Origin of the sequence: Rhodococcus sp. B7740 (assembly GCF_000954115.1) — a bacterium.
Lineage (GTDB): Bacteria > Actinomycetota > Actinomycetes > Mycobacteriales > Mycobacteriaceae > Rhodococcoides.
Map to the genome: position 1 here is coordinate 184,923 of NZ_CP010797.1, position 16,669 is coordinate 201,591.

12 protein-coding genes and 3 rRNA genes are annotated in these 16,669 nt (G+C 61.0%); 11 read left to right on the forward strand and 4 right to left on the reverse strand.

The window, feature by feature from the left end; genetic code table 11:
• Both NY08_RS00815 and NY08_RS00820 read right to left on the reverse strand, forming a co-directional pair.
• On the reverse strand, nucleotides 1-1,614 hold the full coding sequence (locus NY08_RS00815) for an N-acyl-D-amino-acid deacylase family protein (RefSeq protein WP_045194366.1): 1,614 nt from the start codon (nucleotides 1,612-1,614) through the stop codon (nucleotides 1-3).
• Between the two features lie 13 nt (nucleotides 1,615-1,627).
• On the reverse strand, nucleotides 1,628-2,911 hold the full coding sequence (locus NY08_RS00820; RefSeq protein ID WP_082073658.1) for an alanine racemase: 1,284 nt from the start codon (nucleotides 2,909-2,911) through the stop codon (nucleotides 1,628-1,630).
• A 125-nt stretch (nucleotides 2,912-3,036) separates the two neighbouring features.
• On the opposite strand from NY08_RS00820, the gene NY08_RS00825 reads away from it, so the two are divergent.
• From NY08_RS00825 to NY08_RS00855, 7 genes are all read left to right on the forward strand, one after another.
• Complete coding sequence (locus NY08_RS00825) at nucleotides 3,037-4,059, forward strand: sugar kinase (protein ID WP_235387053.1); 1,023 nt, start codon at nucleotides 3,037-3,039, stop codon at nucleotides 4,057-4,059.
• Complete coding sequence (locus tag NY08_RS00830; protein WP_045194371.1) at nucleotides 4,056-4,853, forward strand: IclR family transcriptional regulator; 798 nt, start codon at nucleotides 4,056-4,058, stop codon at nucleotides 4,851-4,853. The genes NY08_RS00825 and NY08_RS00830 overlap by 4 nt, the downstream gene beginning before the upstream one ends.
• Nucleotides 4,850-5,251: a RidA family protein gene (locus tag NY08_RS00835; RefSeq protein WP_032395088.1), complete on the forward strand. Its 402-nt coding sequence runs from the start codon at nucleotides 4,850-4,852 to the stop codon at nucleotides 5,249-5,251. The genes NY08_RS00830 and NY08_RS00835 overlap by 4 nt, the downstream gene beginning before the upstream one ends.
• A 450-nt stretch (nucleotides 5,252-5,701) precedes the next feature.
• Nucleotides 5,702-7,219, forward strand: a 16S ribosomal RNA gene (locus NY08_RS00840).
• Nucleotides 7,220-7,578: 359 nt separating this feature from the next.
• Nucleotides 7,579-10,733, forward strand: a 23S ribosomal RNA gene (locus NY08_RS00845).
• A 133-nt stretch (nucleotides 10,734-10,866) separates the two neighbouring features.
• A 5S ribosomal RNA gene (rrf, locus tag NY08_RS00850) occupies nucleotides 10,867-10,983 on the forward strand.
• Together the 16S, 23S and 5S rRNA genes form the textbook arrangement of a ribosomal RNA operon.
• A gap of 1,236 nt (nucleotides 10,984-12,219) precedes the next feature.
• Nucleotides 12,220-12,435, forward strand: coding sequence for a hypothetical protein (locus tag NY08_RS00855; RefSeq protein ID WP_045194373.1), 216 nt, complete (start codon nucleotides 12,220-12,222; stop codon nucleotides 12,433-12,435).
• 3 nt (nucleotides 12,436-12,438) lie between these two features.
• Here NY08_RS00855 and NY08_RS00860 read toward each other — a convergent pair whose 3' ends face one another.
• On the reverse strand, nucleotides 12,439-12,723 hold the full coding sequence (locus tag NY08_RS00860; protein WP_045194376.1) for a GNAT family N-acetyltransferase: 285 nt from the start codon (nucleotides 12,721-12,723) through the stop codon (nucleotides 12,439-12,441).
• Between the two features lie 186 nt (nucleotides 12,724-12,909).
• Between NY08_RS00860 and NY08_RS00865 the strand changes: the two genes are divergently transcribed.
• Both NY08_RS00865 and NY08_RS00870 read left to right on the forward strand, forming a co-directional pair.
• Nucleotides 12,910-13,680, forward strand: a complete 771-nt coding sequence (locus NY08_RS00865) for a hypothetical protein (protein WP_045194378.1) — start codon at nucleotides 12,910-12,912, stop codon at nucleotides 13,678-13,680.
• A 230-nt stretch (nucleotides 13,681-13,910) separates the two neighbouring features.
• Nucleotides 13,911-14,231, forward strand: a complete 321-nt coding sequence (locus NY08_RS00870; RefSeq protein ID WP_032393530.1) for a hypothetical protein — start codon at nucleotides 13,911-13,913, stop codon at nucleotides 14,229-14,231.
• Between the two features lie 15 nt (nucleotides 14,232-14,246).
• Here NY08_RS00870 and NY08_RS00875 read toward each other — a convergent pair whose 3' ends face one another.
• On the reverse strand, nucleotides 14,247-14,609 hold the full coding sequence (locus NY08_RS00875; RefSeq protein WP_045194380.1) for a helix-turn-helix domain-containing protein: 363 nt from the start codon (nucleotides 14,607-14,609) through the stop codon (nucleotides 14,247-14,249).
• 74 nt (nucleotides 14,610-14,683) lie between these two features.
• Between NY08_RS00875 and NY08_RS00880 the strand changes: the two genes are divergently transcribed.
• Nucleotides 14,684-15,340 (forward strand): FMN-dependent NADH-azoreductase, encoded by a 657-nt coding sequence (locus NY08_RS00880; protein WP_045194383.1) that lies wholly within the window; start codon nucleotides 14,684-14,686, stop codon nucleotides 15,338-15,340.
• 20 nt (nucleotides 15,341-15,360) lie between these two features.
• Entirely contained in the window at nucleotides 15,361-16,638 is a 1,278-nt protein-coding gene (locus NY08_RS00885; RefSeq protein WP_052683691.1) for an LCP family protein, read from the forward strand.
• Nucleotides 16,639-16,669: the final 31 nt, after the last annotated feature.

The following is a 16,669-nucleotide window of genomic DNA, read 5'->3' on the forward strand; positions in this document are numbered from 1 at the left end:
TCACGATGTTTGCCTTCCGGTGGGGTTCATCCGCAGGGCGTGGCCTGCCAGAGAATGAGTGGGGCGATGCTCGTCGATGGCGAACGCGCCGTTGACCATGACGTGGCTGATGCCTTGGGCCTGTTGTTTCGGGTTCTCGAACGTGGCGGTGTCGCGGACGGTGGCCGGGTCGAACAGGACGAGATCGGCTGCGTGCCCTTCGGCGATCGTGCCGCGGGCGCGCAGGCGGAGTCGCTCAGCGGGACGGCCGGTCAGGTGATTGACGCAGTCCTCCAGTGACAGCAACTGCTCGTCTCGCGCGTAGTGACCCAGGTAGCGGGGGAACGTTCCCCAGGCGCGCGGGTGCGGCTTCTCGCCGACCAGGATCGCGTCGCTGCCGCCCATATGGCGTGGATGCGCCATGATCTCGCGCACGTTCTCCTCGTGTCCGACGTGCTGCAGGATGGTGGTGGCCAGCGCGTCTCGTCGAAGAAAGTCGAAGAACACGTCCACCGGGGACTTACCCGCCTCGGACGCGATGTCGGACATCGTGCGTCCGACGTACCGATCGAGGTCGGGGTTCGCGACCCCGCTGAGCTGGATGGTCTCCCACTCGACGGTGACGCCATGGCAGCCGTCGGACCCGTTGACATCGACATCTCGTGCGATGCGTCGACGCATGTCCGGATCGTCGAGTCGTTCCAGCGCGCGGTCCGGGCCACCCGACATCGCCCAACTCGGAAGCAGCGCAGACAAGGTGGTGGCTCCGGGCAGGTAGGGATACGTGTCGAGGGTGACGTCGCATCCGTTCGCGATCGCCGAATCGACGCGGTCCAAGAACTCGCGTGCCCGGCCCCGATTGACGCCGAAGTTCATCGTCGCGTGAGTCAGATGCAGCGCGCATCCCGTCTGCTCGGAGAGATCGAGCATCTCCTGATACGCGTCGAGCGCGCCCGCGCCGTAGGACCGCGTGTGCGGCGCATAGAACCCGCCGAAGTCGGCGACGACCTCGCACAACGCTCGTAATTCGCTTGTGTCCGCGTACATTCCGGGCGTGTACGTCAAACCGCTCGACATCCCGACGGCACCCTCCTGCAGCCCCTGTGCCAACAACTGCTGCATGTGGGCGATCTCGGACGGCGAAGCAGGTCGCTGATCAGGGCCGACCGCGAGGTATCGCAGTGTTCCCTGGGGAACGAGATAGGCAGCGTTCGGAGTGATGCCCTGGTCGAGGCGAGCGAGGTACTCCGAGACCGAACGCCACGAGAAGTCGAGGTCGACGGGATTGCCGTTCCATCCGGCGATCTGACGCCGCACCACATCGAGCGTCGCGTCGTCGATCGGAGCGTAGGCGATTCCGTCCTGTCCGATGACTTCGGTGGTGACGCCCTGACTGATCTTCGGGAAGTGGTCGGGGTCGGTCAGCAGACGCAGATCGGAATGGGCGTGCATGTCGATGAACCCGGGGGACAGGACGTGCCCCTCGGTGGCGTCGACGATTCTGTCGGCACCGTGAACGGTGCCGGGTTCGGCGACCGAGGCGATGAGACCGTCGCGTACGAGAACGTCACGACGCTGCCGTGGTGATCCGGTGCCGTCGATGACGTCGGCACCTCGAATGAGGATATCGGACAAGGGTTTCGGCTTTCTAGAAGAATGTGTGCACGAGATCGACGACGCGGGGATCGTCGCCATCGGCGTCGTCGACGACGGGAACCAGACGCCATTTGTCGAAGGCGGTGCACGGGTGAGACAGGCCCAACCGCACCACCGATCCGACCGGCAGCGCCGCGGCGTCCTCGGCCGGTAGGCGAAGGAACGCGTGTTGATCGTTCAGCGCTGTGACCGCGGCACCGGAATCGAGGGTTTCGGTTCCTCGAACCAGCTGGGGGACCGGCAGACCTTCGTCGAACGGAAAGTCCCGCTTGCCTGCATCGAGCAGCGCGAGACCGGGTTCCGGCCGGGATACCGTCCGAGCCCATCCGTGCATCGCAGACATCAGCGGCGCGTCGGTGCGGGCGGGAGTCAGTGGTGAGATCTGCGAGTAGAAGCCGTCGTCGTGCACCACATAGGCACCCGAGCGCAGCACCACGTCGGTAGGTACACCCTCGCCGGTGGTGAGGGAGTGCAACCGCTCGACAACCAGATCCTGGTAGGCGCTACCGCCGGCGGTCACGATCGCATGGTCGCCGTACAACCCTTCGGCATCGAGCGCGCGATGAAGGGTGGCGACGTTGTCGAGGTAGGTCCGAACCGCCGCGAGGCCGCTGTCGGTCCGGTCGTGGCTGAGTGCGCCCTCGTAGCCGCCCACCCCGGCCAGGGTCAGCCGCGGCGACGACGCGATCGCACGAGCGACCGCGATCGCCTCGTCGGTCGTCCGCGCTCCGGTGCGACCGTGCGGGCCACCGAGTTCGACGATGACCGGGATGGAGCGTGTTCCCTGCGCCGCCAGGATGCGGTCCATCTCGTGCACCGTCGCGACGCTGTCCACCCAGCAATAGAACTCGAATGTCGGATGCGAATCCAGTTCGGCCGCAATCCATGTCAGTGCGACAGGATCGATCTCGGCATTGGCGAGAAGGACCCGTTCGACCCCGAACGCACGCGCTGCCTGAACCTGCCATCCCGTTGCGAGGGTGATCGCCCAGCTTCCCGCATCGAGTTGCTGTTTCCACAGTTGAGGGGCCATCGACGTCTTGCCGTGGGGCGCGAGCAGCACTCCCGCGCGCGCCGTCCACTCGGCCATGACCGAGATGTTCGACGCGATGCGTGCGCGGTCGAGAGTGAGTACGGGCGTCGTGAACTCGGAGAGTCGTGGCGACGTGGCGAGAAAGCTCTCGATGGTGTGCCCCCACGACCTGGGTGGCAGCGCCTTGTGCTCGGGTCCGAGCACTCGCCGGCTGAGTGCCTCGACGGCATCGGTGTCGATCACGGTCGTCTCCTGGGTCTCGAAAATCGAAAGCGTTGCGTAATGTGCAACGCTAGTTGCGCAATGTGTTTATGATTTGTAGTCTGCAACGAAAGCCAGCGTTCCCGCAAGAGTTCGAGGAGATCGACGTGAAAGCACCACGAGCGGTGTGCGTAGGCGAAGGCCTCGTCGTTCTGGTCGCCGAGCCTGGCCCACTGGAGAATTCGGACACCTTCCATCGCACGGCCGGTGGCGCTGAAGCCAATGTGGCAAGGGTGTTCGGTCAACTGGGCGTCGATGCATCGTGGATCTCGAGAGTGGGCGACGACGGATTCGGCCGGTACCTCGTCGGCCAATTGGGCGCGGCAGGTGTCGACACCTCCGGTGTGACGGTCGACGACGCGCGACCCACGGGCATGTATGTAAAGCAACGCGGCTCGGGTTCCGATGATCGACACGACCTCGCGTGCGGAGACAGTGCCATGACGTACTTCCGTACCGGCTCGGCTGCGAGCGCCCTGTCGCCGGGAGACATCGACGGGCGTGCGGCGACCTTGGTTGATCGTGCCGACTTGATCCACTTCACCGGGATCACCGTGGCGATCTCCGATACCGCGGCCGACCTGACGAGGTCCCTGATGGATCTACCCACCGTCGTCAGCTTCGATCTGAACTATCGGCCGGCGCTGTGGAAGTCTCGGCCGGACGCAGCTGCAGATGTGCTCGGGGAACATGTTCGGGGAAGCGATGTGGTGTCCATGGGGGCCGACGAAGCTGCGCTGGTGTTCGGCACATCCGATCCCGCCGAGCTGCGCGAGATGTTCCCGCAGCCACGCCATCTGGTGATCAAGAACGACGCGCACACCGTGACGGCGTTCGAGGGAACCTCTCGGGTAGACGTACCGGCGCTGAAGCTCGACGTAGTCGAAAAGATCGGTGCCGGAGACGCGTTCGCGGGCGGGTATCTGACCGGACTGATGTTGGGTAGGAGTTCCGTCGAGCGCGTTCGGTTCGGGCATCTCTGCGCGGCGGGTGCCTTGACCGGGCACGGTGACATCGCCTCGGTGCTGCCCCTGGCGGTGCTGATCGAACTGGCCGAACTGCACGACGCCGACTGGGCGAGGCTGGACTACGCAGTCACCACCGCGCGTCACTCGGGGGTATTGCAGTGAGTCAAAGTCTCGCGCGAGCGATGACACTCCTCGGCTTGCTCGGCGACGGCCCGCGGTCACTCGACGAGTTGGCGTCGGTCCTCGAGGTTCACAAGACGACCGTGCTGCGCCTGCTGCGCACGTTGGAAGCCGACAGATTCGTCCAGCACGACGTGGATAATCGCTATCAGCTCGGATCCAGGCTGTTCGAGCTCGCCAACCGAGCGCTCGAACAGCGCGACGTTCGGAGCATCGCGCGGCCGCATCTGGCCGAACTGAACTCGATCACCGGTCAGACCGTCCACCTCGCCACCTACGAGGCAGGCGTCGTGATCTATATCGACAAGTTCGACGCCCAACAGAGTGTGCGGATGTACTCGCGAATCGGAAAGCCCGCACCACTCCACTGCACAGCTGTGGGGAAGGTTCTGGTCTCGGCCCGTCCCGAGGCAGAACGAGCGCAGATTGCACACGGCATCACATACACACCGTTCACCGAACGAACGATCACGACGGCCGAGCGCTATCTGCGCGAGCTCGACCTCGTGCGCGAGCAGGGGTTCGCCGAGGACCGCGAGGAGCACGAGTCGTTCGTCAACTGCATCGGCTGCGCAGTGCGCGACGGAACCGGCGAGGTCGTGGCAGCGGTGTCGATGTCTGTTCCCGACATGGTGCTCGATCACCAACAGGTCCTCGCAGCACTCCCCGAAGTACAGCGCGCCGCGGCCGCGATCTCCGAGGGATTGGGCTGGCGACCGCGAGAAACCCAGGACCGCAAGACGCAGGACGAGAGCTCGACGGAAGGAACACAATGAGTGAAAAGATCGAAATCCGCACCACAGACGCGCCCGCACCGGCTCACACCTTTTCTCAAGGAGTCCGGAAGGGACCGTTCGTTCAGGTCTCGGGGCAGGGACCGGTCGACCCGGTCACCAGCGAGTACCTGTACCCAGGCGATGTTGCCGCACAGACGACCCGCACTCTCGAGAACGTCAAGGCCATCGTCGAAGCCAGCGGTGCGACATTCGACGACGTCGTCATGCTGAGGGTCTATCTGACCAAGCGCGAAGACTTCTCCACCATGAACGACGCCTACGGACAGTTCGTGTCGGCACATACCTCGGGGGACGTCCTACCGAGCCGCACGACAGTGTTCACGGGCCTGCCACGAGAAGAAATGTTGGTCGAAATCGACGCCGTCGCGATCGTCTGACCGAGTCCGGCGGCAGATGTTCACACGAAAATTACATCTGACCAGGCGATTTGCGTAAGCGTTGGTCTTCGCGTAACTTTTGTCGAGTCAGAGCGACACGGACACCGACCCGGTCTTCACGGACTGGGACAACGAGGTTGTACGGAGTGTGCACTGAACAACCCAGGCAAGGTGAGATGGTATCAGCCATGCCTGGGGTTCTAGCGTGTAAGCCCCGAAGTTACCGTGCAAACGGCAGCGACGGTGTGTGCGTGTTCTTTGAGAACTCAACAGTGTGTCGATGAATGTCAGTGCCGAATTTATTTTGGTGAATGCATTCGATGTATCAGCCATCCGCTTGTGGTGGTTGTTGTCGGGTGTTGTTTGAAATGCTAGTTGAGTTTTTTTGCTAGTGATTTGACTCTTTATGTTTATGACTGATTCGCAGTTTCGGCTGTTGATCGAGAGTCTTTTACGGAGAGTTTGATCCTGGCTCAGGACGAACGCTGGCGGCGTGCTTAACACATGCAAGTCGAGCGGTAAGGCCTTTCGGGGTACACGAGCGGCGAACGGGTGAGTAACACGTGGGTGATCTGCCCTGCACTCTGGGATAAGCTTGGGAAACTGGGTCTAATACCGGATATGACCGCATGCCGCATGGTGTGTGGTGGAAAGATTTATCGGTGCAGGATGGGCCCGCGGCCTATCAGCTTGTTGGTGGGGTAATGGCCTACCAAGGCGACGACGGGTAGCCGACCTGAGAGGGTGACCGGCCACACTGGGACTGAGACACGGCCCAGACTCCTACGGGAGGCAGCAGTGGGGAATATTGCACAATGGGCGGAAGCCTGATGCAGCGACGCCGCGTGAGGGATGAAGGCCTTCGGGTTGTAAACCTCTTTCAGCAGGGACGAAGCGTGAGTGACGGTACCTGCAGAAGAAGCACCGGCTAACTACGTGCCAGCAGCCGCGGTAATACGTAGGGTGCGAGCGTTGTCCGGAATTACTGGGCGTAAAGAGTTCGTAGGCGGTTTGTCGCGTCGTTTGTGAAAACCCGGGGCTCAACTTCGGGCTTGCAGGCGATACGGGCAGACTTGAGTGTTTCAGGGGAGACTGGAATTCCTGGTGTAGCGGTGAAATGCGCAGATATCAGGAGGAACACCGGTGGCGAAGGCGGGTCTCTGGGAAACAACTGACGCTGAGGAACGAAAGCGTGGGTAGCAAACAGGATTAGATACCCTGGTAGTCCACGCCGTAAACGGTGGGCGCTAGGTGTGGGTTCCTTCCACGGGATCTGTGCCGTAGCTAACGCATTAAGCGCCCCGCCTGGGGAGTACGGCCGCAAGGCTAAAACTCAAAGGAATTGACGGGGGCCCGCACAAGCGGCGGAGCATGTGGATTAATTCGATGCAACGCGAAGAACCTTACCTGGGTTTGACATACACCGGAAAACCGTAGAGATACGGTCCCCCTTGTGGTCGGTGTACAGGTGGTGCATGGCTGTCGTCAGCTCGTGTCGTGAGATGTTGGGTTAAGTCCCGCAACGAGCGCAACCCTTGTCTTATGTTGCCAGCGCGTTATGGCGGGGACTCGTAAGAGACTGCCGGGGTCAACTCGGAGGAAGGTGGGGACGACGTCAAGTCATCATGCCCCTTATGTCCAGGGCTTCACACATGCTACAATGGCCAGTACAGAGGGCTGCGAGACCGTGAGGTGGAGCGAATCCCTTAAAGCTGGTCTCAGTTCGGATCGGGGTCTGCAACTCGACCCCGTGAAGTCGGAGTCGCTAGTAATCGCAGATCAGCAACGCTGCGGTGAATACGTTCCCGGGCCTTGTACACACCGCCCGTCACGTCATGAAAGTCGGTAACACCCGAAGCCGGTGGCCTAACCCCTTGTGGGAGGGAGCCGTCGAAGGTGGGATCGGCGATTGGGACGAAGTCGTAACAAGGTAGCCGTACCGGAAGGTGCGGCTGGATCACCTCCTTTCTAAGGAGCCTCTTCGCTCGGATGCACTGCTGAACAGTCAGCAGACGATCCAGCGACAGAAACCGTTTAGTCCTCATATGTAGGACTGCGGTGCTCACGGGTGGAACACTGACAACCAATTCGTTCATCGTGTCGCCGGCAATGCCGGTGGCCGAACGAGTTATATCGATGCACTGTTGGGTCCTGAGAGAACACGCGAAAGCATGTTTCTTTCTAGGCAAGACATATACAGGCCTTCATGGTTGTTCATACCGGGTTGTTTCTGCGAGTTCGCTTGTGGGGGTGGCTGTCTGGTGGCGGCGTTGACGTGAGGGTGTGTGTGTTGTTTGAGAATTGCACAGTGGACGCGAGCATCTTTGTTGTAAGTAATGAAGAGCGTACGGTGGATGCCTTGGCACCAGGAGCCGATGAAGGACGTAGGAGGCTGCGATAAGCCTCGGGGAGCTGTCAACCGAGCTGTGATCCGAGGGTGTCCGAATGGGGAAACCCAGCACGAGTGATGTCGTGTTACCTGCACCTGAATATATAGGGTGTGTGGAGGGAACGTGGGGAAGTGAAACATCTCAGTACCCACAGGAAGAGAAAACAATAGTGATTCCGTGAGTAGTGGCGAGCGAAAGCGGATGAGGCCAAACTTTGTGCGTGTGATACCCGGCAGGGGTTGCGTATGGAGGGTTGTGGGGTTTGCATTGTCGATTCTGCCGGATCGGCCGACAGTGAGAAATTGTGGTGTTAGTCGAAGTGGTCTGGAACGGCCTGTCGTAGAGGGTGAGAGTCCCGTAGACGAAAACATTGCAACTGTCGTTGTGGATACCCAAGTAGCAGCGGGCCCGTGAAATCTGCTGTGAATCTGTCGGGACCACCCGATAAGCCTGAATACTCCCTGGTGACCGATAGCGGACTAGTACCGTGAGGGAAAGGTGAAAAGTACCCCGGGAGGGGAGTGAAATAGTACCTGAAACCGTGCGCTTACAATCCGTCAAAGCCGGTGCATGATTCGTCATGGCTGGTGATGGCGTGCCTTTTGAAGAATGAGCCTGCGAGTTAGTGGCATGTCGCGAGGTTAACCCGTGTGGGGTAGCCGTAGCGAAAGCGAGTCCGAATAGGGCGTATCCACCTTGTGTGGTGTAGTGGCGTGTTCTAGACCCGAAGCGGAGTGATCTACCCATGGCCAGGTTGAAGCGACGGTAAGACGTCGTGGAGGACCGAACCCACTTAGGTTGAAAACTGAGGGGATGAGTTGTGGGTAGGGGTGAAAGGCCAATCAAACTCCGTGATAGCTGGTTCTCCCCGAAATGCATTTAGGTGCAGCGTCACGTGTTTCTCACCGGAGGTAGAGCTACTGGATGGTCTAGGGGGCCTACAAGCTTACCGAAATCAGCCAAACTCCGAATGCCGGTGAGTGAGAGCGTGGCAGTGAGACTGCGGGCGATAAGGTTCGTAGTCGAGAGGGAAACAGCCCAGATCGCCAGCTAAGGTCCCTAAGCGTGTACTAAGTGGAAAAGGATGTGGGGTCGCGAAGACAACCAGGAGGTTGGCTTAGAAGCAGCCACCCTTGAAAGAGTGCGTAATAGCTCACTGGTCAAGTGATCCTGCGCCGACAATGTAGCGGGGCTCAAGTACACCACCGAAGCTGCGGCACTCACACAACAGCCCCATGCAGGTCTGCGGATCTGTGTGCAGGTGTGTGGGTGGGTAGGGGAGCGTCGTGCAGCCATGGAAGCATCGGAGTGATCCAGGTGTGGAGGCTGCGCGAGTGAGAATGCAGGCATGAGTAGCGAAAGACGAGTGAGAAACTCGTCCGCCGAATGACCAAGGGTTCCTGGGCCAGGTTAATCCGCCCAGGGTGAGTCGGGACCTAAGACGAGGCCGACAGGCGTAGCCGATGGACAACGGGTTGATATTCCCGTACCCGTGTAACCGCGCCCATGGTGAATCAGTGATACTAACCACCCTGAATCTCGCTTACTTCACGCCTTCGGGTGTGCGGGGGCGGGTGGATGCGTGGGACCTGATCTGGTAGTAGCCAAGCGATGGGGTGACGCAGGAAGGTAGCTGGGCCAGTCAGTGGTTGTACTGGTGTAAGCCTGTAGGGCGAACGGTAGGCAAATCCGCCGTTCACTAAGCCTGAGAGGTGATGCGTAGCCGATTGAGGCGAATTCAGTGATCCTATGCTGCCGAGAAAAGCCTCTAGTGAGTTGTTACACGGCCCGTACCCCAAACCGACACAGGTGGTCAGGTAGAGAATACTAAGGCGATCGAGATAACTATGGTTAAGGAACTCGGCAAAATGCCCCCGTAACTTCGGGAGAAGGGGGGCCCCTGCCGGTGATCACTCTTGCAGTGTGAGCTGGTGTGGGCCGCAGAGACCAGTGAGAAGCGACTGTTTACTAAAAACACAGGTCCGTGCGAAGTCGTAAGACGATGTATACGGACTGACGCCTGCCCGGTGCTGGAAGGTTAAGAGGACCGGTTAGCCAGTGATGGCGAAGCTGAGAATTTAAGCCCCAGTAAACGGCGGTGGTAACTATAACCATCCTAAGGTAGCGAAATTCCTTGTCGGGTAAGTTCCGACCTGCACGAATGGCGTAACGACTTCTCAGCTGTCTCAACCATAGACTCGGCGAAATTGCATTACGAGTAAAGATGCTCGTTACGCGCGGCAGGACGAAAAGACCCCGGGACCTTCACTACAGCTTGGTATTGGTGTTCGGTTCGGTTTGTGTAGGATAGGTGGGAGACTGTGAAGCGGTGACGCCAGTTACTGTGGAGTCGTTGTTGAAATACCACTCTGATCGTATTGGATACCTCAACCTCGGACCATGATCTGGTTCAGGGACAGTGCCTGGTGGGTAGTTTAACTGGGGCGGTTGCCTCCTAAAATGTAACGGAGGCGCCCAAAGGTTCCCTCAGCCTGGTTGGCAATCAGGTGTCGAGTGCAAGTGCACAAGGGAGCTTGACTGTGAGACTGACAAGTCGAGCAGGGACGAAAGTCGGGACTAGTGATCCGGCACCGGCAAGTGGAAGCGGTGTCGCTCAACGGATAAAAGGTACCCCGGGGATAACAGGCTGATCTTCCCCAAGAGTCCATATCGACGGGATGGTTTGGCACCTCGATGTCGGCTCGTCGCATCCTGGGGCTGGAGTAGGTCCCAAGGGTTGGGCTGTTCGCCCATTAAAGCGGCACGCGAGCTGGGTTTAGAACGTCGTGAGACAGTTCGGTCTCTATCCGCCGCGCGCGTAAGAAACTTGAGGAAGGCTGTCCCTAGTACGAGAGGACCGGGACGGACGAACCTCTGGTGTGCCAGTTGTTCCACCAGGAGCACCGCTGGTTGGCTACGTTCGGAAGGGATAACCGCTGAAAGCATCTAAGCGGGAAGCCTGTTCCAAGATGAGGTTTCTCACCCCCTCGAGGGGGTAAGGCCCCCGGCAGACCACCGGGTTGATAGGCCAGAACTGGAAGCCCAGTAATGGGTGCAGGTGACTGGTACTAATAGGCCGAGGACTTACCACAAAGAAGCTACGCGTCCACTGTGCAATATCTGAAACAACACACGTTTCAGCACAACAATTGAATGAACCCAGTACGTCACCGATCCAGATCCGGTGGCACCGCTGATGTTCCGTGTGTAACTGTTTCGCAGAGTTACGGCGGCCATAGCGGAGGGGAAACGCCCGGTCCCATTCCGAACCCGGAAGCTAAGCCCTCCAGCGCCGATGGTACTGCACTCGACAGGGTGTGGGAGAGTAGGACACCGCCGAACACAATTTCCCAGAACACCCCCAGACCACCCGGTCCGGGGGTGTTCTGCATTTCGAAACCACAACCACAACAACCCATATCCCCGCGACAAACGCGCACGCAAACGCCGTGCGCGCACACAATCGCACCCCGGACACCCACCAATCCCCGCGCACCCGACGAACGCGCGCGCATTCGCGGAATGGCGAGCACCGCACAGCAGCGCGCGCCTACCCGATCTCGACCCAACCACCACCACCACCACCACTGCAGCCGGCATCAGCCCACATCCCCGCGACAAATGCGCGCGCAGTCGCCATCCGTGCGCACAATCGCATCCCGGACACCCACCATTTCCCGCGCACCCGACGAACGCGCGCGCATCCGCGGAACGGCGACCACCACCGACGCGGGCATCAGCCTCCACCCGACCCGAGCAGCCCACACCAACAGGGGGCAAACGCGCGCGCAGTTGTCATCCGCACACAATCGCACCCCGGACACCCACCAATCCCCGCGCACTCGACGAACGCGCGCGCATTCGCGAAATGTCGAGCACCGCACAGCAGCGAGCGCCTACCCGATCTCGACCCGACCACCACCCACCACCACCGCAGCCGGCATCAGCCCACATCCCCGCGACAAACGCGCGCGCAGTCGCCAACCGCGCTCACAATCGCGGCCCGGACACCCACCATTTCCCGCGCACCCGACAAAGGCGCGCGCATTTGCGGACACCCAGGGCTGAACTCCGGTGCCGGTGCGTGACGCGAGGCAGACTGCCGACGGGAGCGCGAACGCGCGCGCGTTTGCGAGCTGGGACTCTCGACCTCGACTCCGGTGGCAGTAGACGGGAGTTTCATCGGGCAGTACACGGTGTGTCGGTTCGTTGCGTCGGCCTATGTCGTCCGCAATGCCTACTGGTTGCCAAATAGCCGCTATGCCAACCTGATTCGTGGACGACAACGCCTGCGCCTCGAGCGTCGAATTTAATCGGTGGAGTTCGGGGCGGCGGCCGTGCATGATCGTGACACAGGCACATCGCAGAGACCGTGGAGGTGGATAATGGCAGCAGAAATGGATTGCGCACGCCGTCGAGTTGTCTGCACGCGGTTTGCCATGGTCGCCGATTATGCTCTCTGAGTAGGCCTTCGGCCCAATCGGTGCTAATCGGTTGACCCGATTTCGCAATCTGACCAATACTTCGCCGCACAACAATGCCCTGTGTCCGGCGTCCACTTTTGTTGTAGGAGAACAGATGTACCACTACGAACAGATCCTGAACGAACACCGACAACGCGTCGCGCGTGGTGTGCAGAATTACGAACGGCGTCGGGTGGCGGAAGAAAGAGCTGCCGAAGCAGTTGTCGCAGAATTGGATTCACGTGAGAGTGAGGCCATGGGATCGGTGGCCTCGAACCACTGCGAATCGGACTCCGAGATCGGCATCGGGGTGATGTCGTCCAGCCGGTGACAGTCAGGTCTCCACCAGATGTGAGTAGCGATCACCCGCGGATGCTATGAAGTCGCGAACGAACCAGCACGTAGGGACAACGCGGAGTCCCTGCGTGCTGGTGTCGTCGAGAGCGAATTCGGTGAGCGCAGCGGCAAGTCCTCGGCCGCGAAACTGCGGAAGCGTCACAGTGTGATGAAACGTTCTGGAACTGTCCGATTCCAGGTATTCCGAGTAGCCCGCCAATTCGGAATCGACATGGATCTCGAATCGATGGTCGGCACTGTCATGGGTGATCTCGACAGTCATGGTGGTACCTCCTCGCCGAGTTCGGTGTCACCACCGTAACCGGCACTCGTCCCGTGGAGTGTTCTGCGGTTACTCGAGCACGCATCGACGCAGTAGGGTGAGAGAAACCGAGTCGTGCGAGCGCCACCCGTCGCAACACCGCTCTTCATAAGTACGGGGCGCTCTCGAGGCTGAAGGTGGCAATCCGTGGAAGACACATCCGACCGGGGAATCAAGGCATTCATTCGAACCGTCGCTCAGCGCGGTGGTCGCGCAGAGCGGCTGACGACGTCGCGGCGTAATCCCGTGCAGGTCTGGTCCATGGACGGTAGTTCCTCGTGCATAGTCCGAGTGCGATCCAAGGTGACGGGTGACTGGAAAGCCCGCAGGCAGGACGAATCTCTCGAGAGTGACGACACTGGATCCTCGTACTGGGTGTTCGTCGATCTCGCGAACGAAGAGCCGCGCTTCTACATGGTCTCGTCCGAGGAGATGGCCACCGACATTCGCGGAGAAGTAGACCTGTGGGTCCAGGACTCGCCCCTCCGTACCAGGACAGGGCATCATGCAATCGCGGTGGACAGAGTGCTGCACGGCAGTGAGCGTTGGGACCTGCTCGGTCTGAGTGCAACCTTGGACACAACGGTCGATCTCGGACCCGAACAGACGTGGGTTCGTACTCCACGGGTGAAGACGCCTCGTAAGTCGGCCAAGGCGGCCGTCGAAGAGGAAGTTGTGGACAACCGAGTACGCGTCGTTGCCGACTGCGAGGGCTATCGGCTGAGCGGCCGCTACGACCCCGAGACGCAACGGCTCGAGATCACCGCAGGGCCGATGGAGGGTCGACGGTTCGACAATCCTTCCGTCGCCGCCAGTGCGGTAGCCACGCACATCAGTGGGGACGTCGAGGAGCGCGACGGTTGGCAGTTCTGGCAGCTGGACACTCCGGATCGAGCTCCGTTGGGATCGTTTCAGTAGGAAACCACAGCGCACGACTGCTCTGTTGTGATTGCTCACCAAATTGGCCTATCCGGCAAAAACGGGACAAAGGTCCGATTAACCTAGCGCTGGTAGGATGAGCTCCCTGCTTTAGCCCCTAGGTCGAATCGATGTTCGAGAGTTCGTCCGCGCATCGAAATTCGGGTACCAGCGAGCTCAACGGTCGACAGTGCGAGGGGTGCTGTCGACCGTGGGGAGAGGTTTTCACCATGGAACATTCCTTCCGGACGGGCACGGCCCATGCGTCCCGTTTTCTGTTCCTCATCGCCCAGTTCGTCGATCGGAGAATCCCGGCCGAGTTCTTCTCTGCTCAGTTCCGCGAGCTGCAGAACACCCAATCCACATATCTCGATGCCGACGTCTCTTCGGTCATCGGAATGTTGTCGGTCGACGTCGGCGCGTACCTGGGCGATGTCGAAATCAGAGGGGTGGACTACATCGACTCCGAACAACTCTGGCTGGCTGCCGGGCAGGCGTTTCGCGATCTCATGACCGTCCAGTCCCAGCACATCGAACGCGAGGCAGGGTGACGGCAACGCGTACCCTCACCGGAATCGATCACGCTGTCGCAGAAGGTCTTCGAGCCTGAATCGTCGGTGCGTGCCGCGCATTTCGATCGATAGGTCGCCCGCGTCGGCCAACCGTCTGACGTAAGTGTCGGAGACACCGAGGACCTCGGCAGCTTGCGAAGTGGTCAGCAACTCGTCCACGGTTCCGATGGCCACCGCCCGGCCGGTCGAGAGTTGGGTCAGAAGTTCCAAGACCGCACTGCGTGATGCGTCGTCGAGTCGAACCTCCGAACCGCCGATTCTGAGGTCGACGTCCGCTCCGTTTCGCTCGTGAACGACTGCCGCCAACGAGTTGGCCGATCGCGACTCGAGAGCAGGCATGACGAATCGGAAGTCCATTCGTCCAGGATAGGAGTGGGCGCAGGCGTCGGTACGCATAGGCTCGGAGCACCCAGCATGTGAGGAGTGTTCCAGTGCCACAGTTGTTGCACCTCGATTCGTCCGCCGACCCGGATCGTTCGATAAGCCGTCGGGTGACGGCCCGCTTCTCGGACGCCTGGCATGGCATCGGCACCGACCACTCGGTGATCCATCGAGACCTGCATTCGAGTCCGTTGCCCCACCTACCCACCTCGGCGCTGCACTGGGCACCTCGCCTGCGAACCGCCGACGAAATCGTGGAGCCGTCCGCCGAGGCGTTGCAGGTCGAACTGATCGAGGAACTGATCTCGGCCGACGCGGTGCTGATCGGCGCGCCGATGTACAACTGGTCGATCCCGTCGACCCTGAAGGCATGGATCGACTACGTACACGTTCCGGGTGTCACTGTTCCGTTCGACAGTGACACGGCACCTCTCGTCGGCAAGCCCGTGGTCGTGGTGACCAGTCGGGGAAACGACTACACCCCCGGTACCGACAACGCATCCTCCGACCACACGACCGCGCAACTGCGACAGGTGCTCGGAGTTGCGCTGGGGATGGACGTCCACTTCGTCCCGGTCGACTTGACGCTCGCCGAGCGGGTGCCGGCGCTCGCACCGCAGATTCCGCAGGCACGAGCCAATCTCGAGGCGGCGTTCTCCGCCGTCGACGATCTTGCGTTGCGATTGGGTGGAGCAACCACCAGGTGAGCGCCGAGTAGCCTGGCGAGGTGCTCTCGAACGGCCCAGGTAACGACACCACCCGCGGTGAACGTGGATCAGGGCGCCATCGCATCAGGACGCCGTCGCGCAACCGCGGTCTCGCACTCCGAATCGGCCGAATTGTCGTCGCCACTGCGGCAGTTGCCTCGATCGCGGTGAGTGGAATCGGGTTCGCGGTGTACCGCGAAGCCACCACGGGGCTGACCACCTCGGACGCGCTCGACGGCATCGCGAACAACGATCCCGGCGGCAACGGCGAGGACACCAACATTCTGTTGATCGGTCTCGACAGCCGCAAGGACATGGACGGCAACGACCTGCCTGCCGAGTTCGTCACCGATGCGCTGCATGCGGGCGACAGCGACGTCGGCGGTTACAACACCAACACACTGCTGCTGGTGCACCTTCCGGCCGACGGAGGGAGGGCGACTGCGCTGTCGATACCTCGCGACGACTACGTCGACGTTCCCGGATACGGCAAGCGGAAGATCAAGGAGGCGTACGGACTTGCCAAAGCCGACGCCGATACACAGTTGCTCGACGAGGGCGTCACCGATTCGGCCGAACGTGAGCGTCGAGCACGCGACGCGGGTCGGCGATCGACGTTGACCGCGGTTCGTGACCTGCTCGACGTGCCGATCGATCATTTCGCCGAGGTGAACCTGCTGGGCTTCTACGACGTCGCGACAGCCGTCGGGCCGATTCAGGTGTGCCTGAACAATCCTGTACACGACAACTATTCGGGGGCGGACTTCGCCGCGGGCGCGCAGGAACTGAGCGCTTCGCAGGCGCTGTCCTTCGTCCGGCAACGCCACGGCCTCGACAACGGTGATCTCGATCGAACCAAACGACAGCAGGCCTTCGTGGCAGGAGTGATGGCCAAGCTCAGCACCTCCGGTGTCATGGCGAACATCGGCGAACTCCGGGCGCTCGTCGCGGGTACCAAGAACGACGTCGTGATCGACGCGTCCTTGGATCCGGTCAAGCTCGCAGGCGGAGCCGGTGCAGTAATGCAGGGAGACATCGATTTCTACACGCTCCCGATCACCGGCTACGACACGATCGACGGGCAGGACGTCAATCTCGTCGACGTCGACGCCGTCCGGGCCGAGGCAGCCCGGCTGATCGGCGACGTACCTGTGCAGGCACCGCCGACCACCGCGGCAGCTGATCCCGCAACGACGCCGCCCCCGCTCGAGGTCGCCGCACAGGATCCGTCCCTGGATCCGGCGGCAGCCCCCGACGAGGGTGTGCACAGCGACGGCGGCATACCCTGCGTCGACTGAGCCCTGCGTCGACCGAACTCGCCAGCGGGTA